Raw genomic sequence first — 24133 nt, 5'->3', positions numbered from 1 at the left:
CGTGGGGGGTGTTGGCGTTGATGTCGGCGTCGGTGTCGGTGTCGGCGTTGATGTCAGTGTTGGTGTTGGTGTCGGTCATGGTGCTTACCAGCCCAGTTCGTTCGCGGTGGTTTCGGCTATGGCGGGCGAGCACGTCATGCCCCGGCCGCCGGGCCCGGTCACCAGCCAGACGCCGTCGGCCACCTGCTGGCGGTGGATGACGCGGGTGGTGTCGGTGCACTGCGCGTACACGCCCGCCCAGCGGTGCCTGATCTGCGGCAGCGGGCGGCCCAGGAAGGACTCGACGACCTCGGTGAGGTGCGTGTACGGGTCTTCGAGGGTGTCGAACGCGAAGGGGTGCTCGTACTCGTGGGTGTCGCCGATGGTCAGTCCGCCGTCCTGCCGCTGCACCATCAGGAGCTGCATCTTGTGCGCGGCGGCGATCGGCGCCTGGGCCTGCTCGGCGTTGAGCTCGTCGAGGGCGGCGCTCTTGTAGGCGGGGTAGTAGCGGAAGCTGTCGGCGTCGGCGACCGAGGTCGTCAGGATCTCGCCGAGCGGGGCGGTCTGCATCATCTGCAGCCGGACGCGGCGCACGGGCAGCTCGGGGACCAGTTCGCGGACCAGGCCGGAGAGCCAGGCGCCGGTGGCCAGGACGACCGCGTCGCCCCGGTGGACGTCGCCGTGGTCGTCGCGGACGGCGCCGGGGCCGGTGACCTCGCGCACTTCCCGCCCCGGGAGGAAGGTGTAGCGGCCGGAGGCCTTGAGGGCTTCGCGCAGGTGGAGCTGTGCGGTGCGCGGCTCCACGGCGGCGTCCCGCTCGCACCACAGGGCGGCCTCGAACGCGCCGCGCAGGGCGGGGTTGATCGCCCGGGCCTCCTCGGCGGTGACCAGCTTGTAGCCACGGGCGGCGGCGTCGGGGCGGGCCACGGCGGCCTCGGCGACGGCGTACTCGCGGGAGTTGCGCACCGGGGTCAGGGAGCCGATGGCGCGGAAGCCCAGGCCGGGCACCCGTTCGCCGATCGCCTCCCACAGCTCGCGGGCCCGCAGGGCGGTGTCGAGCTCCTCGCCCCCGGCCCGGCCGCTGACCCAGATCTGGCCGAAATTGCGCAAGGACGCGCCGCGGGCCTCCGCTTCTCGCTCGATCTGGACGACCTCGTGGCCGCGTTCCACTGCTTGCCAGGCGTGCATGGTGCCTACCACGCCGCCTCCGACGACTATGACTCTCACGTGCTCCAAGGTGGCGGCGGCCCGTGACCTCGGAGGATCCCCCGGGCGACGCTCCGGTGAACAGCCTCCGACGCTTGGACTAGACCCGTTACCATTCTGTGATATGACTTCGTCCTTTTTCCTCCCATACAGGGGTCCGGGCAGAGGCTATTCGGGCTGCAGGTGGGTCGTGAAGCTGAACCGGTCACCACGGTAGAGAGAACGCACCCGCTCCAGCGGCCTGCCGTCCCGATCCCGGGAGAAGCGGTGGATGAGCAGCATCGGGAGCGCGGGCGGGGTGCCGATCAGCAGGGCTTCGCGGGGGGTGGCCAGGACCGTTTCCAGCTTTTCGTCGGCGTCACCGAAGGAGATCCCGAGACTGTCGTGGAGGTACCCGTAGAAGGAGGAGTCCGGCTGGAAATCGACGTCGAGGCGGGGCGCGCGGGCGACCCGGACGTACGTGCTCTCCAGCCCGACCCGCTCCTCGTCGGCGAGCAGCACCCGCTCCAGGTGCCAGACCGGCTCCCCCGGCTCGGCGCCGATGCCGGGGGCCACGGGGGCCGGGCAGGGGAAGCGTTCCAGGCCGATCAGGTGGCGCCCCGGGGTGCGTCCCTGGCGGCGCACGCCCTCGGTGTAACTCGCCAGCGAGAGGGGTTGTTCGAGCTTGGGCCCGGCGGCGACGGTCCCCCGGCCGGAGCGGCGCAGCCGGCCCTCCAGCAGCAGCTCGCGCAGGGCCTGGCGGACGGTCTCGCGGGAGACCTCGTACTGCTCGGCGAGATCCCGCTCGGTGGGGAGCAGCCCTCCCTCGCCGAGCTCGTCGAGCAGCCCGGCGATGCGGGCCTTGACGGCGTAGTACTTGGGGATGCGGCCGTGCTCGGGGATGCCGGAGCGGACGGGCAGGCCGGGCTGGTGGTGGTGCGCGTAGGCGGTCGGTTCTTCCACCCTCGGACTCTACGCGGCGACTTGGGCGGGGCGGGGGGCCAGGCGGGGCGGCGGGGGCAGGGGGGCTACGGGCCTACGGGGTCTGCGGGGTCTGCGGGCTCACGGGGGCTACGGGCTTACGGGGGCTACGGGGTCTGCGGGCTTACGGGGGCTACGGGCTTACGGGGGCTACGGGCCTACGGGGTCTGCGGGCCTTGGCCCTTGCGCAGCCGGCGGGCCCCGAGCAGGAGTCCGCCGCCACCGGCCAGGGCGGCCGCGGCGCCGGCCCCGTACGCCCAGGCCGACGGGGTGCGGCCGGTCTCGGCCAGCGCTCCGGCCTCGCCGGTCTCCGTGTCGGTGCCGGTGCCCGTGTCCGTGCCCGGGCCCTGCACCTCGAACCGGTAGCCGCCCGCCTCCCCGATCCAGTCCCCGTCATCGCCCTTGCGCTGCACCAGCGCCGCGTCGGCGACGGCTTCGCCGCGCGGGGCGTCGGGGGCGAAGGCGAGCCGGACGGTGACGGTCACCGACCCGCCGGGGCCGATGGTGAAGCCGGAGAACGCGTCGCCACCGTCGAAGACGGCGACGATCTCGTCCCGGTCGGTGCGCTCCAGAGTGACGGGGAGGACATGGCCGGGCGCGTCGAACTCCATCCGGAAATGCGCGGGGCGCAGGGCGTGGGCCGGGTCGGTGAAGACCACCACGGGGTGGATGGCCGTGCACTGGGTCGTGGTGGTGTTGGTGAGGTCGAGGTACCAGGTCTGCGCCGCACCGCCGGTCCGGTACACGGCCGGTCCACCGCGGATACGGGCACCGATGGGGAACTGCGTGCTCTTCCCGTCACCGCAGCTGGCCTCCACCCGCGAGGGCAACGCGGGCGCGGGGCGCGCTCCGCCGCCGTTGCCGATGTCCGCGGACGCGCTGGTCACGGCGGGGGCGGTGGCGGCCATGAAGACGGCTGCGAGGGCGAGGGCTTTGCGCAGTCGCATGAAGAACCCCTACTCGCCGACACCAGAACGGAGACAGAACAGAGAAACAAGACCAGACCGGACCGGACCGGACCAGACCAGACCGGCCCATTAAACGATTGCCGGACAAGCCGACAATCACTCCGGCCCTGCCCGCACCCTCCCACGCCCACCGATCCCCCTGTCCAGCACCACGCCCCACCTCTCCCCATTTCCCCCCATTCGGCGCACACGTGACCCGAGGCCAGGGCACTGACCGGGGTCAGGGGCCAAGCCGGGGTCAGGGGTCAGGGGCCAGCCCGGGGCCAGGCCGGGGCCAGGGGCTGCGCCCCCTCGGCGCAATGGCCCTACTCCCCCCGCCCGAACAGGGGGCCGAGTACCAGCTCCGCCGCCCCCTCCGCCACTCCCCCCTCCGCGAGTTCCACCCTCACCGCACCCCCCACGAAGGCCCGCACCCCCAGAACCCCCCGCACCCCCTCCAGGAACACCCCCGGCGCAGCCGCCACCACCCGCCCCCCGAGCACCACCCGGTCCACGTCGAGCAGTGCGACCAGGTTCGCCGCCGCCTCCCCCACGATCCGGGCCGCTTCCTCCAGCCGGCCCGCCGCCACCGCGTCCAGGCACAGCACCTCCGCGCACCCGCGCCCCCCGCACCGGCAGGCCGGCCCGTCCAGTCGCAGCACCTGGTGTCCGAACTCCCCGGCCGCCGAGCGCCGCCCCCGGTAGACCTCGCCGCCGCCGGCCAGCCGGAGTCCCGCCCCCAGTCCGGTGCCCACGTGCACGTACGCCACGGCCTCCCCGAAGCCGCCCGCCCCCGCCGCGACCGCCGCGTTGGTGTCCTTGTCCACCCGCACAGGAAGCCCCAACCGCCCCTCCAGCACCTCTCGCAACGGGAATCCCTCCCATTCCGGGAACCCCGTCACCCTCCCCAGCACCCCGGTCCGCCAGTCCAGCGGCCCCGGCGCGGCCACCCCCACACCGAGGACCCGCCGCCCCGCATCGCCGCCGCCGCACACCCGCGCGACCGCCCGTACCGCCTCCTCGACCACCGCCTCCGGACCGGCCCCGAAGTCCAGCGGGCCGTGCCCGTCGGCGACGACGCGGCCCGCCAGGTCGACCCGTACCGCCGTGAGCTCGTCGCGGTCCAGGTGCACCCCGACCGCGTGCCGCGCCTCCGGTACCAGCCTCAGCAGCGTGCGCGGCTTGCCTCCCGTCGAGGCCTCGCGGCCGGCGTCGGCCACCAGGCCCTCGCCCCGGAGCCGCGCGGCGATCTTGCTGACCGCCTGCGGGGTGAGCCCCGTACGCGCGGCGAGGTCACCGCGGCCGAGCCCGGCGGGGCCGGCTCCGCGCAGGAGGTCCAGTACCAGCGCGTCGTTGTGCCCCCGCAGCACCGGCAGATTCACACCGCTGCCACCACTGACCTCACCCCTGCTACCCCTGTCCACCTGGCCATTGTCCACCCTCCTTGCACTTAAGCAACAGTGTTGCCAAAGTGGTCACCATGAACGCCACCGCCCCCGCCTCCCCCCTCCGCGTCGGACTCGTCGGCTACGGCCTGGCCGGTTCCGTCTTCCACGCCCCGCTCGTCTCCGCGACCGAGGGCCTGGTCCTCGACACCGTCGTCACCTCCGACCCGGGCCGCGCCGCCCAGGTTCGCGAGGCCCACCCGGACGTCCGGATCGCCGCCACCGCCGACGAACTGCTCGCCCAGAGCCCCGCCCCCGACCTGATCGTCATCGCCTCCCCCAACAAGACGCACGTCCCGCTCGCCACGGCCGCCCTCACCGCCGGCATCCCCGTGGTCGTGGACAAGCCGCTGGCCGCCACCGCCGCCGAGGCCCGCGAGCTGGCCGCGCTCGCCGAGCGGACCGGAACCTTCCTCTCGGTCTTCCAGAACCGCCGCTGGGACAACGACTTCCTCACCCTGCGCCGCCTCATCGCCGACGGCGAGCTGGGCGAGGTGCAGCGCTTCGAGTCCCGGTACGAGCGCTGGCGCCCGCAGCTCAAGGGCGGCTGGCGGGAGTCCGGCGCCCCGGAGGAGATCGGCGGGCTGCTGTACGACCTCGGCAGCCATGTGGTGGACCAGGCGCTGGTGCTGTTCGGCCCTGCCGTACGGGTCTACGCGGAGACCGACGTGCGCCGCCCGGGCGCCGAGGCGGACGACGACACCTTCATCGCCCTCACCCACGCGAGCGGGGTCCGCTCCCACCTCTACGTCAGCGCCACCACGGCCCAGCTGGGCCCGCGCTTTCGGGTACTGGGCTCCCGCGCGGGCTACGTCAAGTACGGGCTGGACCCGCAGGAGGGGGCACTGCGCGAGGGCCTGCGCCCCGGCGACCCCGAGCGCACCTGGGGCGAGGAGCCCGAGCACCTGTGGGGCCGGCTGGGCTCCGGGGAATCGCCGCTGACCGGCGGGGGCGCGCCGGTGCGGACGGCGCCGGGCGACTACCCGGCGTACTACGCGGCCGTGGCGGCGGCCCTGCGTGACGGCGGCCCGGCCCCCGTCACGGCCCTGGAGGCGGCGCACTGCCTGGACGTGCTGGAGGCGGCCCGCAGGTCGTCGCAGGAGGGGTGCACGGTGAAGGTCTGAGCTTCCCCTTCTCCAGCCGGGAAACGGGAAAGGGGCGGTGGCGTCGACGACGGCACCGCCCCTCCTGCGCGCCTGCGCACCTACGCGTCTGCACGCCTGCGCGCTTCCACGCCTACGCGCCTACGCGTCCTTGAACTCCTGGCGCTGACGGCCGAGCCCGTCGATCTCCAGCTCCACGACGTCGCCCGCCCGCAGGAACGGCTTCGGCTCCGGCTGGCCCGCGGCCACACCGGCCGGGGTGCCGGTGATGATGACATCGCCCGGGTACAGGGTCATGAACTGGCTCACGTACCGCACGACCTCGCCGACCGGGAAGATCTGGTCGGACGTGTGGCCGTCCTGCTTGAGCTCGCCGTTGACCCACAGCTTGACGTCGAGCGCCTGCGGGTCCGGGATCTCGTCCGCGGTGACCAGCCAGGGGCCGAGCGGGGTGAAGGTCTCGCAGTTCTTGCCCTTGTCCCAGGTGCCGCCGCGCTCGTTCTGGAAGGCGCGCTCGGTCACATCGTTGACCAGTACGTAGCCGCCGACGTGCGCGAGGCCCTCCTCGGGGGAGGCCAGGTAGCGGGCGGTGGCACCGATGACGACGCCGAGCTCGGCCTCCCAGTCGGTCTTGACGCTGGTGCGCGGGATCAGCACGGTGTCGTCGGGGCCGACCACGGTGTCCGGGGCCTTGAGGAACACGATCGGCTCGGCCGGCGCCTCGGCGCCCACCTCGGCCGCGTGCCCGTGGTAGTTCAGGCCGATGCCCACGACCTTGCCTATGCGGCCGACGGCGGACCCGATCCGCAGACCCTCGGCGTCCAGCACCGGGAGCTCACCGGACTCGGCCGCGTCCCGTACCCGGGACAGCACGGAGTCGTCGGCGAGCAGCGCGCCGTCCACATCCGTGATCAGGCCGGACAGGTCCCGCAGGGTCCCGTCCTGGTCGAGCAGCGCGGGGCGCTCCGACCCGACGGGTCCTACACGCAGCAGCTTCATGGGCATTCTCCCGTGGTCGAGGGTGGTCGGCCCATGGGCATGCCCCGGGCCGGACGATGGGTTGCGGCCATCGGAGGATTGGTCGATCCTCCAAGATGTTGACCTCATCCGCAAGACCCTGTTCACATGGCGGAACGCTCAGCTCCGCTGACCGCCGTCCCCGCCCGCTCCACCCGCTCCATCCGCTCCACCCGGTCCTTGCGGTACTGGAGCCAGGCACGCTCGGCCACCGACCACGCGGTGGTGGTGACCAGGTACAACCCGGCCGCCAGCGGCACCAGGGCGGCCGTGATCAGCGTCCCGAAGGACAGCAGGGGCAGTACGCCGCCCAGCTTGCGCATGAGTTCCTGCTGCTCGGCCGTCACCCCGGCGGCCGCCCCGGCGCCCCGGGTCCCGCCGGCGCCCGAGGCCTTGCCCGCCCTGGCCTTCGCCCCGGCCCCGCCGGTCTTGGCCGCGCCGGTCTTGGCCCCGCCGGCGGCAAGGGTGGCAGCGGCGGTCGCGGCCATCAGGGCCGCCGCCTTGCGTCCGCGCACCGCACTCCACGCGGCCACCACCGCGACGACGGCGAACAGCCCGAGGAACACGAGCCCCTGCTCGCCGAAGAGGCCGCCCTCCCCCAGCGCCTGGCCCCACCGGTCCCCGAGCGGCGCGGCGAACAACCGGTGGCCGAGCAGCTCGTTGGCGGCGCCGCCGATCTCCGCCGAGGAGAACGCCCGGTACATCAGGTAGAACACCGGCAGCTGGAGCAGCACCGGCAGGATGCCCGCCACCGGGGTCGCCCCGCGGAAGGCGGCCCGGCTCAGCGGGTGCAGCGCGAGCCGCACGAGCACGGTGAACAGCACGATCGCGGCAGCGGTCGCGGACTCGGCCAGCACCGGCTCCAGGAACCGGCCCAGCACAGCAACAAGATCGATGAAAACGGACACGTGGGCCCTCCGAAGGGACTCGTCGAACGTCGAAAAGAGGTGCGTTTCGGCGTGACGACCCGCGAGGGGCGGCAGGGTGAGGCGATCAGAAGCGATCAGGAGGAAGGAGCTGCGCGCCCCTACGCGGCCGTCCGAAGGAGACGGCCGGGTGCCCTGGGCCGCGACCGGCCCGAGGCGTCGGGATCGCGCTGCGGCAGGAACGCCGTGCGCTGCTCGCGATCACGTATCGCGGTACGTATGCGGTGCGGCGGGACCGGCCGGACCAGCCGGGCGGCCAGGGCCGAGGTGCCCACGGCGACGGTCGCCGCGAGGACCGCCACGATCGCTCCGAGCCCGCCCTCCCCGGCGAACAGCCCGAGGAACCCGCCGAGCAGCAGGAGGGAGGCCAGCGGGGTCAGCAAGGCGACGAGGCGCGCGGACGGCACGGCGAACCGCAGGGGGCGAAGCCCGCTGTGCTGCTCTGCCATACGAACCACCCCCTCCGTCTCCCCGCGCACGAACTCCCGTAGGAGATCGGCCACTCGCACCCGCACCGGCACTCACACCCGCACGTGCACTCGATACTAACCGTGCCCCCTGACAACGGACGGGGCCCCGCATTGATCCCCGGATCCGGACGCGGACTCGGACGCGGACTCGGACCCGGACTCGGACCCGGACCCCGGCAGCGGATCGCGCGCCAGCACCTCCTCGTCCGGCCGGGGGTCCCCCGCCCCGCTCCCCACCCGCTCCGGCGGGCCGAGCCAGGTCACCGCCAGCGCGATCGCGAGGTTCACCGCGAGGGCGATCATGCCGGCGTTCACGCCCCACACCGGGTCGTTGCCCGTGAAGACCAGCCCGCACACCACCGCGACCCCCGCGGCCAGTCCGCACACCGCGGCCACCGTCGTGAGCCTGCGCCACACCAGCCCCAGCAGCAGCATCGGCACCAGTTGCGCCATGCCCTCGTAGGACACGAGCGAGAGCCTGACCAGCGTGTTCGGCGCCGTGTACGTCATCACCAGCGCGATCGTCCCGGCCGCCACCACCACCAGCTGCGAGGCGAGCTTCTGCCGCTCGCCCGAGCTCCAGCGCGGCAGGAACGACAGCACGCTGCGCCCCCACATCGTCCCGATGACCAGCATGAACACCGCCATCGGCACGATCGACGACAGCGCCGCCGCCACCCCGATCACCCCCACCGCCCAGGCCGGCAGGGAGTCCACGACCAGCTTGAACAGCGCGAGGTTGGACTCGGCGCCCGTCAGCCCCGGTACGACGAACAGCGCCGCCATGCCCAGCAGCATCGGCACGAGGAGCAGCACGTTGTAGGCGGGCAGCAGGATGGCGTTGCGGCGCAGCGCATCGGCGTTCCGCGCGCCCAGGTACCCCGCCACGGTGGTCGGGAAGATGACGACGGTCAGCGCGTTCAGCACGGTGGTGGAGGCGAACCACCCCACCCCCAGCTCGCCCCGGCCGCCCGTCCCGCTCCCGGCGCCGGGCAGCGTCAGCCACTGGGGGCGTTCGGCCGTGAGCCGGGCGAAGAGTTCCCCGTAGCCGCCGAAGTAGTGCAGGGGCACGTAGACGGCGAGGAACCCGAGCGTGCCGATGACCAGCACGTCCTTGAGCACGGACACCCACGCACTGCCGCGCAGCCCGCTCACCACGACGAAGCCGGTGGTGACGGCGAAGGCGATGAAGTAGGCCCATTCCAGGGACACCGCCCCGTAGGTGACGGTCGAGACCACCACGCCCATGCCGGTGATCTGGAGCTGGATGTAGGGGAGCAGGAAGACGGTCGCGAGCACCGCGACCGCGGCGCCGAGCCAGGGGCGCCCGTACCGGTGGCTCACCATGTCGGCGATCCCGACCAGACCGTGCCGGCGGGCGTAGTCCCACAGCATGGGTCCGACGACGTAACCGACCGCGTAGCCGCAGGACATGTACGCGATCACGTACATCACCGGGGCGCCGTAGTTGTAGCCCCAGCCGGCCGCGCCGAGGTAGCTGAAGCTCGTGTACCCCTCGCCCGCCATCAGGACCCAGATGAACACGGTGCCCAGCGAGCGCCCGCCCACCGACCACTCGGCGAGCCCACCGCCGCCGCCTCCCCCTCCCCCTCCCCCTCCACGCCCACCGCGCCCCTGCCCCCGCCCTCGCCCCTGCCCTCGCACCGCGAGCAGTCCGAGCGCGACGGTGGCCACCATGAACACGCCGAAGACGGTGGTCGCCACGGCCACCCGGCTCACCGGTGATCACCGCGCCAGGTCAGCCAGACCGCCAGCGGGGTCAGCAGGGTCGCCCCGACGAACCAGAGGAGCAGGAACGGTACGCCGCCCAGCGCCGGCTCCACCCGGTTCGCGAGGGGCAGAGCCCCGACGAACAGGACGAACGGCACGGCGAGCCACATCAACTGCGGACGTTTCATCCTTTTCCGACGCACCGCCCCACACTAAGGCCGTCAACGCCTGAGGATCCCCCACACCACGAGCCGGTACTTGGAGCTGTACTCGGGTGTGCAGGTCGTCAGCGTGATGTACGCACCGGGCGCGCCGTACCCGGCGCCGGGCGTGACGATGCTGCGCGGGACGGGCGCGATCACCCCGGTGTCGTGCTCGGTCGTCTCCGCCAGCGTCTGCCCGACGAGGTACACGTACCGCTTCCCCCGCACGTCCACGATCAGCTCGTCCCCGGCCCTGAGCCGGTTGATGTAACGGAACGGCTCCCCGTGCGTGTTGCGGTGTCCGGCGAGCGCGAAGTTCCCCTCGGCCCCGGGCTGCGCGGTCCCGCCGTAGTGCCCGGCGTACCCCTTGTCGAGCACGGTCCGCTTGTCCACGCCCTGCGCGACGGGCACGGCGACGCCGAGACGCGGAATGCGCAGGATCCCGTACGCCCCCTCCCGCGGCGGCGGCTTCCCGGCGCGCGGCCCGGAGTTCCCGGGCGCGGCGCCCGAGGTCCCACCCGCCCCGCCGGCGCCCCCCGGCTCCCCCTCCGCACCCTCCCCGCTCCCCTCCCCGCTCTCCTCCCCGCCCTCATCCCCGCCCTCATCCGCCCCGGGCGCGGAACGGGACGCGTCCTCCTCCAGCTCCCGCACCACCTCGTGCGCGGCGCTCAGCGCCTGCCGGTTGGTCCACCACACCTGGTGCACCACCAGCAGCATCACCACCACGCCGACGGTGACGGCCAGTTCACCCGCGGCCCACAGCACCCCCGCGAGACCGACCCGGCGCGCCCGCCGTCCCCGCCGGCCCTTCCCCTGCACCACGACCCGCACGCGATCTCGCACGGGCGGCACCTTAAGTCCTCCCCCCTCAACTGACCAGCGGCAGTACGCTGCCAACCATGCGCCCCGACACGCCTGCCGAGCACATCGCCGAAGCCGAGCGCCTCATCCGCACGGCGACCCGCTACCCCGAGGACCAGGAGCCGTTGCTCCTCCAGGCCGCGGCCCACCTCGAACTGGCCGACGAACGCGAACGGGCGAGCGCCCTCTACGACCAACTCCTGGCCGCGGACACGACGGACGACCCGTCCCTCATCAAGGCCCTCCAGGCGGCCAACCTCTGGGAGTACGGCCACGAGCCCGAGGCCCGCGCCCTCATCCAGGGCATCCGTGCGGCGGCCCCCGCGGACCCCGCCCCCTGGGAAGTCATCGCCGAAGCCCTGGAAGCCCACGACGAACTCGAAGCCTCCCACGAGTGCTTCACCGAGGCCGCCACCCTCCTGGCCCCGGACAACACCCCCCTCACCCCGGCCACGACCGCGCTCCTCACCGGGCGCCACCGCGTACGCCGCCTCCTGGGGCTCCCCCACGACGACTGGGACATGGTCGCGGACACCCGCCACATCGGCCCGATCCCGCTGGACGAACTCCACGACCCCAAGCGCATCTGGGCCCTCGGCTCCGACGACCCCGCCGAACTCCGCGCCGAGATCGCCCGCCTGCGCGCCGAACTCGGCGACCGCCGCGCGGCGCTCTCCCGCCCCTTCCCGGTGGCCATCCTCCACTGGCCGGCCCGCGAACTGGCAGAGCTCCTCACCAGCTACCCCACCCTGTCCGCGGAGTACCCCTCCCACGACGCCCACCTGGCCCAGGTCGAAGCCTCCCTCCGCACCCTGGCCGCCTCGGGCACCACGAACCTGGGCATCGTCACGGCCAGCGTCCCCTCGTACGAAGCCTTCGCCGCCTCGGAGAAAACCTCCCCGTCCTCCCCGTCCCTCCTGGCGGAATACGCCACCACCCTGGCCGCCCGAGGCAAAGCCACCCCCTGGCCCCCCACCCCCACAAACCCCTGCTGGTGCACCTCGGGCCGGGCATACGGGGAGTGCCACGGAGGCTCGTAGGTCCGGGGGCTCGGCCCGGCGGCGCCGTCCGGCCAGTCAGCCGGACGGCTGGCCGAGATGACCAATCAGGGCGTGGAGGTCCGCGGTGTCCATGCCCCATGGGGTCAGGTCCTCCTCCGGATCTGCCAGTTCCTGCACCAGCGGGTCATCAAGGATCTTGCCCATGAACTCGAGTTTGCGGCCGAGCCGGTCGTGGACGATGCCGTCGATGGTCCCCCGCGCGATGAGCACCGTCACGCGCGTCTGCGTATCGGCCGCCAGTCCCAGGCGGTGGATGCGGTCCAGGCTCTGCAGGAAACGGCCCGCCGCGAAGTCCCTGTCCACGTAGACCGCGTCATGGCACACGTGATGGAGACTGATCCCTTCGCCCAGTGTCGCGGGATTGGACAGCAGGACCATGCAGTCGGGATCCTCACGGAACCGGCGGATCTCCTCGTCCCGGTCCGCTGTCCCGCCGTGCACCACCGCCGGCCTGTACCTGCCCAGCACTGTGGCGAGCGTGGTCAGGTTCCTGACGAACGTGGACCACACCAGGGTCTTCCGGCCCGCGCGGGCGTTGTCCGCGACCGTCTGCAGTACCGCCTCGTATTTGGGTGAACTCTCATATCTGGGAAGGTCCCTCATCAGTTCCTTCAGCGGGAGACCGTCTGAGGGCTGCAGCGGGGGGACGTGAAAGGGCAGCGGCTCGTAACGGTCCGAGCCTGCCTCCAGCAGCGCCGGATTGGTGCTCGCCATCATGAGGTACACGAGGATCTTGCCCAGCCTCGCGAACTCCTCTTGTTCTCTGCCCGCAAGCCCGGTGAGCTGGTTGCGCAGAGCCGAGTACAGCTTCCGGTGCGCTTCTGGAAGCTCCACATACCTGACCCTGACGTCGACCGGCGGCAGACCCAGCTCGTTCTTCGTGGTACGGGTGAACAGCGGCCGCAGGACCCTGCTCGCGTGCGCGAGGTCTCCGCCGGCCACCGCTCTGTCCACGGCGCTCCGGCCGTGCCCCGGCCACACGAAGGACAGCAGGCTCTCCAGGTCCTTGGCGCCGTTCGGAGCGGGCGTACCGGTAAGGATCAGCCGGTGGCCGGCCAGCGGCCCCAGCGCCATACAGGTGGCCCCGTAGGTTCCCCTGATGCCGAGCTTCATCCGGTGGGCCTCGTCCAGCACCATCATGGCGCGCCCCACGCTGAGCCAGTCCGCGAGTTCGGTCTGGTACCGGCTCAGCCTCTCGTAATTGACGAGCAGTATCTCGGCGTCGTTATCGGGCCAGCGCTTGAATACACGCACGGCCGGGGGTGAGGCGAAGCACAGCTCCGCTTCGTCTTGCCATGCCTCGTACGCGGACTTGGGGCTGACGACGAGCATGCGCCGGACGGCCCCGGCCTCACGCAGGGCCGCGTACACGGCCAGCGCCGTGCGGGTCTTGCCTGCGCCGGGCACGCTGAAGTTCGCTCCGTGCGTCAGGGACAGCAGCTTGGCGATGTCCCGCGTCTGGAAGTCCGTCAGAGGCGCCACCCAGGAATCTCCAAGCATCCCGAGGACGGCGGAGTCAGCAACAAGCCCCGCAACCTCCCTGCCCTGGCCGCCAGCCGTGAGACGCGCTTCGACCGCCTGGGCGTCCCGTACGGACGCCTCGGCAAGTTCCTTCAGGTCAGGCGCGAAGAGCACCCCTGCCGGGTCGTGCCAATACCCAAGCAGAGTGAGACGTGAGAGGAAGTCCTCAAGATCGACTTCAGCTGCGAGGTTCCCCCTCTGACTGCCGCTGTTGAACCGGGCAATCAGCCTGACCAGGTGGCTCTGCCCCCCAGGCACAGCCCTGAAGAGCACCTTCGTCCTGGTCTCGTCGAAACCCAGCCGGAGCGACGGCTGCGCGGTATCGAGCATCTCAGCCCTCGCTCGCCTTGATCAGCCAGTCGACACCGCGACCAGGCTTGGACACACCGCGGCTCGCCTGGCGTGCCAGCTTCGTCATGCTTCCCTTCAGCCGCAGCAGCGCGCTGTCGAAGCTCTCCACATCCAGGCTGTCTTTGCCCAGGGCTTGCACGAGGTCGTCTACGCTCTGATCGATCGCCGCCCGGGCATCGTCCAGCCGCTCCGCGGTGGTCTGCCGGACCCGCTTGAGCCTGTCATCCCGCTCCGCCTCATCGAGCGCCCGCCGCATGCCCTTGCGCGCGTTCACCACCTCCCGCTGAGCGGCTTCCCGCGTCTCGGCGGAAAGATGACGGGCGGATTCCAATGCCCTGGCGCGAAGCACACGGTCCGTCGCAGCACGGGCCTGACGGACGGGATCCGAGGCAGCGGGCACCGAAACGCCGAGCCCCGGGATCGCGACGGCGGCCGGCACATCGCTGGGGACCGCGCTCAGGAGCGCCGGCAGGTTGCCCTCCAGGTAGTCGCCCTGGAACTCGGTACCGATCAGACGCGTCTTCGTCTTCGCGAAGTCGAGGAGGATCGCAACGATCCGGTTTTCCTTGACCTGCTCGGCACGATCCTGGCTCGAAGCCGCCACCCTCATGAAAGTGCGCTGGAGTTCCTTGAGGTTCTCCTGATGCCCCTCGAAGTCGGACAGCGCCAGCTGGGCTCCTTCCGGGGTTGCACTCCGGTCGATCATGTCCCTGATGACGCCCAGGATCCACCGTTCCTGCTTGAACGTCTTGAGCTGAACGTGGAAAGCACGTGCGATGTCGGCCGCATCACGGCCCATCAGCTCCTGCTCCTCCATGGCGATCAGCCGGTTGATGTAGGAGTAGTCGCGACGCTCGTCGGGCCTCAGCTGAAGGGCCAGTTCGACTGCGTTGATGTCCTCCCAGGTGAAGTGCTGGGGCAGTACGCCGACCCGGATCGACTGCCGCTTCAGCTCCCGGAGTGCGGCGGCCCGCGTGTTGCCGTTGACCAGGATCCCTTCGTGGGTGATCAGCCCCGGCTCCTGCTGGTCAACCGACCTGAGGCTTTCCGTCAGATCTTCGAAGTCGGGGTCGATCTCGTCCGGGTTCGTCGGCTTGCCGACCAGCAGACGGTGGAGGTACCGCTGGCTCTCCGGGCTCCACGGGTCATCGTCCAGAGCACGCGCGGCCTCAGGGTCGTGCCCGCGCTGCGCCCTGATCCGGTGTGTCGCCGGGTTGTAGTAGAGAGAGCGCAGCGGGACGTCGATGACTCCCACATGGAGCGGCCGGCCATTCCATTCAACGGTGACGGTCTCCCGGACGCCTTCGGCCTCCATGGGCTCCTTGAGCCGGCGCGCGACGAACTCCGCGTTCGCCGCTGCGTCCGGAGGAAGATTGAAGTTCAGCATCTCCACAGATCTCCTTGACTCGGGCGTCCGCCCGTCTTACTGCCGGCCATCCCCCGCGCCCGCTTCACGACTGCTCGAGAGCCTGGCGGACCGTCCCCCGCGACTCCGCCGGCAGGCTCCGGTACTCCCCCCAGAGCCGCTCCAGCAGGCTGAAGTCCCTGCGGTCGACCTCAACCCATTGCGCGAAGTGCTCTCGCTCGACCTGACTCATCTGTTCCAGGCGCCCGAGTACGCCGCTCAGGTCAGTCGGCCGCCCTCTGCCGCCGATCCGGCAACGCCGGCACTCGGTCACCAGCTCGACGGTCACGCCCCCGCCGGGCCGGATGACCTCCCGTCGTGCGAGGTCCAGTTGGGCAGTTTCCATTTCGCCCTCGTAGGCCTCACCGGCCGCGATCCCGCACACACGGCACAGATGATCGTCACGATCCAGGATCTCACGTCGCTGCGGAGCCGAGATGACCGCAGCCGCCTTCACCCTTGACTGCCCGGGCTTCCAGACTTCGGCCCCCTTCTCCACGAAGCGGTGCTCGCTCGGGGTGAGCGTCGCGTCGTCCCGGTTTGTGGCGATACGCCAGCCACGGTCCCTGAGGTCCCGCATGCGGCGGTCGATCTGGGACGTCTCCGGAAAGGCCTCGCGCAGCTGGGTCTTCGTGAAGATCTCCCCCACTCCGACCTCAGTGAGGAGCCATAGGGCGCAGCGAGCCATCGTCGAGAGGTTCCCATTTCGCCACGACGGAATGTCTGCAATGGCCACGATTCATCCCCTAAATTGCGTTCCCCGGCCGGCCGTTCCCGGCCAGGCGCTCAGCGACAGAACCCCATTCTCACGGGCAGCGCACCCCGCAGATCAAGCCCATTCGGATGTTTGCGGCTTAACGCAAACACGTTCACCGCGAGGCACCAGCCAAACGCAAACACCGGAATCCGCCACCACTCCTCGCAGCGCAAACACCTTTTCCACGATTCCGAATTTTTTCGCTTGGCGCCTCACCGACGATCGCGAAGACTGATCATCCGTCAATCCACATGCTCAGGAGGTTCCATGGCCGTCGCGGGCCAAGTCGGCAGCGCCTATTGGCCTGGATGCAGTGCAGAGCGGAGGACGTACGTGGCGAGCTTCCGCACCCTCGTATCCGCCATGTCCATACAGAAGCAGGGGAACCGGGCCAGGCACCTCGGGATCCCACTGAGCACCTTGTCCAATTACTGGACCGGGCGGCGCGTGCCCTCCGCAGCAGCTCTCAGCTCGATCTACGAGGCGGTGGCCCTGAGCGCCGGATCGGCACTGGACCGGCTGGAGCGTCTTGAGCACCTGCGCAAGTCCGCGGCGCGGCGCGGCACGCGCCCCGGTCCACCGCAGGAGATGAGCGACATCCGTGCGGCGAACAGCATCTCCGGGGTCTCATCCGCCCCGCCCGCACCCCCTGGCTCATCTGGTGGCTCAACCGGCACCGTTCCGGCACGGGGACCGGCACACGACCGGCACAACAGCCAGAACGGCAAGGTGAAGGAGACAGTCCGCGCGCTCCTCGCAGCCGAGGCCGCTGGTAATCGCCGTGGTGTCATCGGCATCGCCTGGTCCGCGAGCAAGGCGCTCACCCACGGGGAGCTCAGCGTTGCTGCCGCCGACCTGTACGCAAGTGCTCACTCCACGCTCGGCGAAGCCCTGCTCCTCGGCGGCCGCGAGCGCGCCCACGAGGACACCATGCGGCTGGCGGTCACTCTGATCCGCTCCGGCCTCACCGGTCAGGCAGATCTTGTCCTGAGCGCCGCCCTGCCCCGCGGAGGCGGTGCCACAGGACAGCCGTAGCCGACCGGAGCACCCGTACGTCACCACCTGTGCCGAATCCGACAGCCCGCAGGGCAGGCCACACGATGCTCTGCCCCTCCGCCCTGCCCTGGTACGGACGGGGCGCCTGCAGCCACACCTTCCCCTCCAATGGAGTTGACCGTTCCATGCTGAACATCTCGATGTCCGCACTCTTCCTCACGATCGCCATGGCCTTCATCCTCGCCCTGCTCGTCGCCGGAGGCGCGGTCGCGCTGGCCCGGTGGGACAACCGGTCGGCGGCAGGAGCGATCATCATGGGTGCCGTCGCCTTCGCCGGCACCCTGACCCTGGCGATCCTGCTGCTCGGCCTGGTGCTCGGAGTCGGCAACTGATGGTCTCGGGCCGTCCGCCCAGCCATCCCCTGACCGCCGGTAAGCTCGGGCCATCCTGCGGTCAACTGCTGCGAGACCGCTCACCCTTCGCCAGACAGGGGGACAGCTTGCTGCCTTCGGACGTCTCCGCCGCCATGAACATCCAGAGCCAGGTGGTTCCCCAGGACGATCCCGAACTGGCATTGGTGTACTCCCAGCTGGTCCGGCTCGACCCGGACGGTCAGCGGTTCGCGAGGGTACTGAGAGACACCATCGACCAGCTCCTGAACGGCGAGGTGACCGGCCGGTACGACTGGAAAACTCTGTTCAAGACGGAGAAGACCCACGCCGGCACGGTCGTCGAGATCAATCTGCAGCGCGAGTTCGCGTTCGATGACGGCACCGAAATGGACTACCGGATCGCGGGTGTCGACGTCGACTGCAAGTACTCCCAGCTGTTCGGCGGCTGGATGATCCCGCCGGAGGCAGTGGGGCACCTCTGCCTCCTCGTGTGGGCAGACGACTACAAGAGCCAGTGGAGCGCCGGCCTGCTCCGCATAACGCCCACCCTGCTCAACGGGGGAAGCAACCGGGACATGAAGCTGACCGTCAAAGCGGAACACCGCACGAAAATCCTCTGGCTCTGGCGCGACCAGGAGCTTCCCGAGAACACCCTGCTCCACATGGACCCCGCTGACCGCGAGGCCGTATTCGCCCAGAAATCCGGCCAGGCCAGGCTGAATGAACTGTTCCGGCATGCACAGCGCCGCCGGATCGGGCGGAACGTCGTACGCACCGTCGCGCAGCAGAAGGACTACATGAAGCGCGTCCGGGGAAATGGGGGGTCCAGGTCCTCGCTCCGCCACGAGGGGATCATCATCATGGGCGACTATCGAGCACACCAGGAGATCGCCAGGCAGCTCGCCCTCCCTGTGCCACAGGAAGGTGACTTCGTCAGCGCTCGCGTCGTCCCAAGCCTCCCGGGAGACAGCAGGCCGTGCGCCGTGATCGACGGCTGCTCCTGGACCCTGGCAGAGAAGGGGGACCCGGTGACCACTGCACCCCTGCTCCCTGTCCATACGGCGCCGGCCGCAAGCGGCGTCTGAAGACATGAGCGACCCCTGGGAGCCACCCGAAGGATCTTGGGCCTCATCAGCCGCGCGGCGACGGAACATGCAGGCCATCCGCAGCCGGGACACGAAGCCGGAACGGCTCATCCGCAGCCTGCTGCACGCTCGGGGGCTGCGGTACCGCGTGGCAGCCCGACCCGTCAAAGACCTTCGGCGGACAGCCGACATCGTTTTTGGTCCGGCGAAGGTGGCCGTGTTCATCGACGGCTGCTACTGGCACGGCTGCCCCGAGCACTACGTCCCGCCAAAGACGAATCCGGGCTACTGGTCCGGCAAGGTCGCGGGGAACATGGCACGCGACCGTGACACCAACCAGCGCCTGCGAGACGCCGGCTGGACCGTGCTGCGGTTCTGGGAGCACGAAGCAGCCGCTGACTGCGCCCTGCGGATCGCAGCCGAGGTGGAGAAGCACCGTGCCCGCGGAACCGGTGCGGGCACGGGCTGACTAGGACTTGTCCGGGCGATCTCTGAGCCGACAAGTGCCTGACACTGTGAATCTCGCTGTCGAAGGGCTTGCCGAGTGAGGTAGAAGAGCGGCATGGACACCGCAGAACTTCAGCGGACGCTGAACGAGCCCATCGAAGCCGTTGTCGTGCACCACGGATACACCACCTACATGCGCGACTACGAGGTCATCATCAATGTGTGGGACGGCCCCCAAAGCCCATCGACCTACCTGCGGTATCTCTTCCGGTACTGCGTCGAGGCCCGATGCGAGACGTTCCTGTCCACGGATACCTGGCGGGATTCCTTGGACGAGCGGCTCCTCGACCGCGAAACCGCCATCGACCTCGACGGTTATGTTTGGGGCGCGAACCATCACGAGTTGTACGGAGCCGAGCTTCGTCTCAAGTCGGAGGCTGCCCTCCGCTGGTCGAAGGCTGTCGGGATCGACTTCCATGAGGTTCACATTGAGACCAACGCTCATGATCTGACCTTGGTCTTCTCAGACCTTGAGGTGAGCGAGGTGCCGGTCGGATACGCACCCTTCGTCACGGACTGAGAGTCAGAATTCGTGTGATCTTGTGACGGGCGTGGGTCCGGGTCGTTGATGTGAACATGGGGCGGGGCGATCTGAGCGATGCCGAGTGGGAACGGCTACGGCCGTTCCTGCCGGTCAGCAACAGGCGTTGTGGCAGGTGGCGGGACCACCGGCAGGTAATCGACGGGATTCTGCACCGGGTGCGCACCGGCGTTCAGTGGCGAGACCTGCCCGAACGGTTCGGCCCGTGGAAGACCGTCTACGAACGGCACCGACTGTGGTCGAGCGACGGGACATGGGAGCGACTGCTCCAACAGGTTCAGGCCGCCGCTGATGCGGCGGGTGAGATCGACTGGGACATCTCGGTCGACTCCACCATCGTGCGGGCTCATCAGCATGCGGCCGGCGCCCGCACCGACCCGCCGCGAGCACCCGCCTCAAAGGGGGACGAAGTTCCAGAACACCAGGGCGAAACAGCGTGGCAGAGCTTGCACGCCCGCCTGGTGGAGGTGGTGCTGGAGGTGAGGGCCTGGGCCGCTCGCGCGGCGGGTTCACCTCCAAGCTCCACCTGAGCGCGGACGGCCGCTGCCGCCCTCTGTCTCTGATCGTCACCCCAGGTCAGCGGGCGGACTGCACCCAGTTCAAGCCCGTTCTGGAAAAGATTCGTGTCCCGAAGCTCGGTCCAGGCAGGCCCCGCAAGAGGCCCGACAGCGTCGCCGCCGACAAGGCATACAGCAACGGGCCGTGCCGCGAGTACCTGCGGCACCGGGGCATCCGCCACACGATTCCGGAGAAGACCGACAGTCGGGCCACCCGCCTACGCAAAGGTTCACGCGGCGGACGGCCCCCGGGCTTCGACGAAGAGCGGTACAGGAAACGCAACACCGTCGAGCGGGCCATCAACCGGTTGAAGCAGCACCGGGCGGTGGCCACTCGTTACGACTGTGAGGATGTTCGGGTGCCGCTCCGGGCGGTGGCCTGACCCGCGTTACGACTGGCCCTGGTGCCTTGCGTTTGATCTGTCGGCCACTGTCTGGGGCGGTACTTGCTGCCGCTGGACCGGCGGGCGTGTCCCGATAGGGGCCTTCGCGAGAGGCACCATCACAGTCCTGACCGCCCTGACCGATCCAGCGATGGCCGCCCCGCTTCCCATGGCTGCAGGAGACAGGTGACCGTGACCAGGATGACCCAGCCCGCCCCGCTCGACCAAGGCAACCCCGACATCGTGCTGGGTGTCGACACGCACAAGGACGTCCACGTTGCCGCCGTGGTCACGGCCGCCGGTTCCTTCGTCGAGAGCCGGAGCTTTCCGACGACAGCCGAGGGCTACGAACAGTTACTGGACTGGGCCCGGACACTGGGCCACCTCAGCCAAGCCGGGGTGGAGTGCACGGGCTCATACGGCGCCGCACTCAGTCGGTATCTGCATGGTCAGGGCATCACCGTCTTCGAGGTGAACCAGCCCGACAAAGCCACCCGCCGACGCCGCGGCAAGAGCGACATTGTCGATGCCGAGGCTGCAGCCCGCGCAGTGATCACCGGCAGGGCGACCGCGACCGCGAAGGCCGGCGACGGGCCCGTGGAGATGCTCAGGCTGTTCAAGATGGCGAAGGCTTCTGCCATCAAGTCCCGGGCTCAGGCGATCAACCAACTCAAGGCCGTTCTCGTGGCCACCGACCCCGAGCTCCGCGAGTCTCTGGCCGGCCTGAGCAACCCCAAACTGATACGCGCTTGCGCCGCGCTCGACAGCTCGGCCTCCGGAACGGCAGGCGCCGCCGCCCACACGCTCAAACTGCTGGCCCGGCGGATTCAGCACCTCACCGAGGAGATCGAAGATCTCACCACCCGGATCAGAGACGTCATCACGCAGCACAATCCGCAGCTCCTGGCCTGCTACGGCGTCGGCCCCGACACTGCCGCGACGCTTCTAATCGCAGCGGGTGACAATCCGGAACGCCTCCGCAGCGAGGGCTCGTTCGCAGCCCTCTGCGGCGTCAGCCCAGTCGAAGCCTCCTCCGGGAAAACCCAGCGTCGGCGCCTCAACCGGGGCGGAAACCGGCAGGCCAACTCCGCCCTCTACACCATCGTCCTGGCCCGTCTCCGCTGGGACACCCGCACCCGCGGCTACATCGACAGGCGCGTCTCCGAAGGCAAGACCCGCCGCGAAGCACTCCGCTGCCTCAAACGCTACGTCGCACGCGAGATCCACCGGCTCATCACCCGCACCACCACCCACGTCCTGGCGGCTTGACATCCATAGGGGCATCAAGCGCCGCTACGTCTACCTCGGCACCGCAACCGTCGCAGCCCTCACCATCTGGCTCCGCACATGATCGGCCGGACAAGTCCTAGGCCTGCTTCTGATCCCGCTCGCGGGCCGCCCTGAGAACCTCGATGATCGACGTTCCTACCGCGGCGGCCACCGGCGGGGGGAAAGCATTGCCAACCTGCCGGTACTGCGCGGTCTTCCCTCCGCTGAACTCCCAGCCACGCGGGAAACCCTGGATGATCGCACCCTGCTCCACGGTGAGCATCGGTCCGACCGGACCGAGGAGGTCCCTCACCTGGGAGCCCTTCTCCTCGCACATGTCGATGGTATTGGCCACGCCCATACCCGACACGCCCAGCTGCCTCCAGGCCTCCTTGGCCCGGCTGGGACCGAGGTCGGCGCCGCCGTGCTTCTTGGAGCCGCCGACCAGCGTGGGTGCGATTCCACCGCCCTTGCCCTTCAGCTCGGCAGCCCGGGCCGTGGCTTTGTCGCGCCACTGCTCGTACGCCGTGAGGGCGCGCTCCGCAAACTCACCCTCGAAGTACTTCTCATATCGCTCGAGCATCGTCGGCTGGAGGGCTTCCACGACGCTGACCGGGTCCTCGTGGGTCGGGGTCGGCCACTCGTACTTGACGTCCTTGATCACGTCTGCACGGATGGCCACCAGGATCGCCCGCGGACGCAGCTGGGGTACCCCGAAGTCACTCGCTTCCAGAACATCCCAACGGCAGACTTCGTATCCGAGTCCGACCTCGCGCGTCTCGGTCCCGTCTTCTTCCCGGTAGGTTCCTCCGGCCAGCTTGGCCTCGATCTGCTCCCGGTATTCGGAGAACTTCGGGTCCATGATCCCGCGTACGTTTTCGATCATCACGGCGCGCGGCTTCAGCTGCTCGACCAGGGCGATCATCCGCGGGAAGAGGTCACGCTCGTCGTCCTTGCCCAGCTGCTTGCCTGCATGGGAGAACGGCGGGCAGGGAACACCGCCCGCGAGGAGATCGAGCTCGCCTGGCTGGAGGTGCGCACCCTTCTTCGTGAGGCACGCGAAGGGGTCGAAGTCCTTGACGTCCATCTCAAGCACGTCACAGTGCTGCTGCTCCCACGCCCACGTCTCGTGCGCGTCGACGTTGGTGCGCAGCGTCTCGGCCGCGAACCGGTCGATCTCCACCAGCGCGAGGTGCTTGAAGCCTGCCGCATGCAGGCCGATGGCCTGCCCTCCGGCTCCAGCACAAATCTCGATCGAGGTGAATTCCGCCTCAGTGCTGGTCATGCACCCTCCTTCAATCACGGACAACGCTGGCGCCCTGTGCCACCAGCCATCACAGAGGGTGACAGATCCCACTGACATCGACTCCGGCTCCCAATAATTGTGCGGCATCACCGCCGACGCTCCTGCCACTGTCGTGCTGACCGTGCACGCCCAGCAGGGCCGGAGCTGAAGAGCCGCAGTTGTTCGTGGCCGACCGCGCGAACCCGGGGTGGGGTGGGGCGCCTGGCCACGGCGAGGAGGGTGCGCAGTGCGGCGAGAACGTCCGCCGGGGTGTCACGGAGTATCGACGGGGTGGCGCTGACCACCAGGATCCCATGGGACTCCAGGCGCAGGCGGCGGCGGAGGGTGGCATGCCAGGCATCGCGTGTGTAGTGGTACTCGGCCGAGTCGACCTCGAGGGCCACGCCCTCATCGGGCCAGTAGGCATCCGGGCTGGCCAGAAAGGCGCCGCTTGGGCCGTACAGGCGCGCGTTCCACAAGGGAGTGGGGATGTCCGTCGTCGCGAGTGCGTCACGGGCACGGGCCTCGGCCAGCGAGCGGGTGCCGGCGATCAGTTCCGCTGCCGCCGCCCGGACCGAGGGGCGGGCCAGGAGGCGGGCCGCGCCCAGTTCGGCGTGCAGGTCGTGCGGGTGGCACCATCCGGCCTGGACCACATGGGCAAGGACGGAGCGGATCCTGTCGGGTTGTTCTTCCCGGGCTGCGAAGTCGGCTGCGGCGCGCACCGGGCGCGTGCTGGGGACGCCCGAGACCATCATCGTGGGCGGCCAGCGGGAGGTCGTCAGCGGCCGGACCCCGGAGGCGGCCGTGAGCCGGCGCGGGGCGCGGACCAGAACGTCAGCCGGGGTGTGCGGGGCCTCGCGGACGCCTAGCAGGGCGAGTGCGGCCCCACCGGTGAGGGCAGCGGTCTCCCCCGACAACGGATCCTTGTCGGGGGCGGCGGCGTACAGGACGGCAGCAAGTGCCTGCTGGCACCGGTCCGGCGCGCCGGTCTGAAGGAGGTAGACCCGGGGCAGCATCCGCTGCCAGGGGCCGCCGGGACGGGTGCGAGAGGTGATCGTGCCATCGGGAACGCCGGAACTGAGGAGCTGGTGGCGGGTGGCCAGGTTGAGCTGCCGGCAGGCTGCCCGGGTCCGCTGATGCTGTCGCTGCCCTGGAGTGATCATGCGGCGGGTATG

General features: G+C 70.1%; 23 protein-coding genes and 1 pseudogene. 9 read left to right on the top strand and 15 right to left on the bottom strand.

Annotated features, from left to right (window positions below; all coding sequences use genetic code 11):
- Positions 1-84 precede the first annotated feature (84 nt).
- From ACWCP2_RS07955 to ACWCP2_RS07940, 4 genes are all read right to left on the bottom strand, one after another.
- On the bottom strand, positions 85-1206 hold the full coding sequence (locus ACWCP2_RS07955) for a TIGR03364 family FAD-dependent oxidoreductase (protein WP_450907717.1): 1122 nt from the start codon (positions 1204-1206) through the stop codon (positions 85-87).
- Positions 1207-1353: 147 nt separating this feature from the next.
- A complete protein-coding gene (locus ACWCP2_RS07950) occupies positions 1354-2127 on the bottom strand; it encodes a GntR family transcriptional regulator (RefSeq protein WP_450907716.1) in 774 nt (257 codons plus the stop codon).
- A 176-nt stretch (positions 2128-2303) separates the two neighbouring features.
- Complete coding sequence (locus ACWCP2_RS07945; protein WP_450907715.1) at positions 2304-3092, bottom strand: hypothetical protein; 789 nt, start codon at positions 3090-3092, stop codon at positions 2304-2306.
- A gap of 326 nt (positions 3093-3418) precedes the next feature.
- A complete protein-coding gene (locus ACWCP2_RS07940) occupies positions 3419-4516 on the bottom strand; it encodes an ROK family protein (RefSeq protein WP_450907714.1) in 1098 nt (365 codons plus the stop codon).
- A 56-nt stretch (positions 4517-4572) separates the two neighbouring features.
- On the opposite strand from ACWCP2_RS07940, the gene ACWCP2_RS07935 reads away from it, so the two are divergent.
- A complete protein-coding gene (locus tag ACWCP2_RS07935) occupies positions 4573-5661 on the top strand; it encodes a Gfo/Idh/MocA family oxidoreductase (RefSeq protein WP_450907713.1) in 1089 nt (362 codons plus the stop codon).
- 120 nt (positions 5662-5781) lie between these two features.
- Here the strand turns inward: ACWCP2_RS07935 and ACWCP2_RS07930 are convergent, their stop codons facing one another.
- The 6 genes from ACWCP2_RS07930 to ACWCP2_RS07905 all read right to left on the bottom strand — a co-directional run bounded on the left by ACWCP2_RS07930 (position 5782) and on the right by ACWCP2_RS07905 (position 10830).
- Positions 5782-6639, bottom strand: a complete 858-nt coding sequence (locus ACWCP2_RS07930) for a fumarylacetoacetate hydrolase family protein (protein ID WP_450907712.1) — start codon at positions 6637-6639, stop codon at positions 5782-5784.
- Between the two features lie 122 nt (positions 6640-6761).
- Entirely contained in the window at positions 6762-7565 is an 804-nt protein-coding gene (locus ACWCP2_RS07925) for a hypothetical protein (protein ID WP_450907711.1), read from the bottom strand.
- Positions 7566-7684: 119 nt separating this feature from the next.
- Positions 7685-8032, bottom strand: coding sequence for a DUF6412 domain-containing protein (locus ACWCP2_RS07920; protein ID WP_450907710.1), 348 nt, complete (start codon positions 8030-8032; stop codon positions 7685-7687).
- A gap of 96 nt (positions 8033-8128) precedes the next feature.
- Positions 8129-9751 (bottom strand): sodium:solute symporter family protein, encoded by a 1623-nt coding sequence (locus ACWCP2_RS07915; protein ID WP_450907791.1) that lies wholly within the window; start codon positions 9749-9751, stop codon positions 8129-8131.
- 38 nt (positions 9752-9789) lie between these two features.
- On the bottom strand, positions 9790-9972 hold the full coding sequence (locus ACWCP2_RS07910; RefSeq protein ID WP_450907709.1) for a DUF3311 domain-containing protein: 183 nt from the start codon (positions 9970-9972) through the stop codon (positions 9790-9792).
- Positions 9973-10005: 33 nt separating this feature from the next.
- Positions 10006-10830 (bottom strand): class E sortase, encoded by an 825-nt coding sequence (locus ACWCP2_RS07905; RefSeq protein ID WP_450907708.1) that lies wholly within the window; start codon positions 10828-10830, stop codon positions 10006-10008.
- A gap of 56 nt (positions 10831-10886) precedes the next feature.
- Here ACWCP2_RS07905 and ACWCP2_RS07900 point away from each other — a divergent pair, with 56 nt between their 5' ends.
- Positions 10887-11888: an SEC-C metal-binding domain-containing protein gene (locus ACWCP2_RS07900; RefSeq protein ID WP_450907707.1), complete on the top strand. Its 1002-nt coding sequence runs from the start codon at positions 10887-10889 to the stop codon at positions 11886-11888.
- Between the two features lie 36 nt (positions 11889-11924).
- Here the strand turns inward: ACWCP2_RS07900 and ACWCP2_RS07895 are convergent, their stop codons facing one another.
- From ACWCP2_RS07895 to ACWCP2_RS07885, 3 genes are all read right to left on the bottom strand, one after another.
- Entirely contained in the window at positions 11925-13760 is a 1836-nt protein-coding gene (locus ACWCP2_RS07895; RefSeq protein WP_450907706.1) for a DEAD/DEAH box helicase, read from the bottom strand.
- A gap of 1 nt (position 13761) precedes the next feature.
- Positions 13762-15168: a transcriptional regulator gene (locus ACWCP2_RS07890; RefSeq protein ID WP_450907790.1), complete on the bottom strand. Its 1407-nt coding sequence runs from the start codon at positions 15166-15168 to the stop codon at positions 13762-13764.
- Positions 15169-15232: 64 nt separating this feature from the next.
- Positions 15233-15922, bottom strand: a complete 690-nt coding sequence (locus ACWCP2_RS07885; RefSeq protein ID WP_450907705.1) for a hypothetical protein — start codon at positions 15920-15922, stop codon at positions 15233-15235.
- A 384-nt stretch (positions 15923-16306) separates the two neighbouring features.
- On the opposite strand from ACWCP2_RS07885, the gene ACWCP2_RS07880 reads away from it, so the two are divergent.
- From ACWCP2_RS07880 to ACWCP2_RS07850, 7 genes and pseudogenes are all read left to right on the top strand, one after another.
- Entirely contained in the window at positions 16307-16978 is a 672-nt protein-coding gene (locus ACWCP2_RS07880; protein ID WP_450907704.1) for a hypothetical protein, read from the top strand.
- 146 nt (positions 16979-17124) lie between these two features.
- Complete coding sequence (locus tag ACWCP2_RS07875; protein ID WP_450907703.1) at positions 17125-17331, top strand: hypothetical protein; 207 nt, start codon at positions 17125-17127, stop codon at positions 17329-17331.
- A gap of 134 nt (positions 17332-17465) precedes the next feature.
- Positions 17466-18416: a NaeI family type II restriction endonuclease gene (locus ACWCP2_RS07870; RefSeq protein ID WP_450907702.1), complete on the top strand. Its 951-nt coding sequence runs from the start codon at positions 17466-17468 to the stop codon at positions 18414-18416.
- A 67-nt stretch (positions 18417-18483) separates the two neighbouring features.
- A complete protein-coding gene (locus ACWCP2_RS07865; RefSeq protein ID WP_450907701.1) occupies positions 18484-18885 on the top strand; it encodes a very short patch repair endonuclease in 402 nt (133 codons plus the stop codon).
- 93 nt (positions 18886-18978) lie between these two features.
- Positions 18979-19443, top strand: a complete 465-nt coding sequence (locus tag ACWCP2_RS07860; RefSeq protein ID WP_450907700.1) for a YxiG-like protein — start codon at positions 18979-18981, stop codon at positions 19441-19443.
- A 56-nt stretch (positions 19444-19499) separates the two neighbouring features.
- Positions 19500-20404, top strand: a pseudogene (locus tag ACWCP2_RS07855) (IS5 family transposase).
- 201 nt (positions 20405-20605) lie between these two features.
- On the top strand, positions 20606-21673 hold the full coding sequence (locus tag ACWCP2_RS07850) for an IS110 family transposase (RefSeq protein ID WP_450907699.1): 1068 nt from the start codon (positions 20606-20608) through the stop codon (positions 21671-21673).
- Between the two features lie 97 nt (positions 21674-21770).
- Here ACWCP2_RS07850 and ACWCP2_RS07845 read toward each other — a convergent pair whose 3' ends face one another.
- Together ACWCP2_RS07845 and ACWCP2_RS07840 are read right to left on the bottom strand one after the other, a co-directional pair.
- On the bottom strand, positions 21771-22958 hold the full coding sequence (locus ACWCP2_RS07845) for a DNA cytosine methyltransferase (protein WP_450907698.1): 1188 nt from the start codon (positions 22956-22958) through the stop codon (positions 21771-21773).
- Between the two features lie 107 nt (positions 22959-23065).
- Positions 23066-24121: a hypothetical protein gene (locus tag ACWCP2_RS07840; RefSeq protein ID WP_450907697.1), complete on the bottom strand. Its 1056-nt coding sequence runs from the start codon at positions 24119-24121 to the stop codon at positions 23066-23068.
- Positions 24122-24133: the final 12 nt, after the last annotated feature.

This window comes from Streptomyces sp. NPDC002104 (assembly GCF_053593795.1).
Note: the sequence above shows the minus strand (reverse complement) of the source record. Positions and strands in the feature narration are given on the sequence as shown.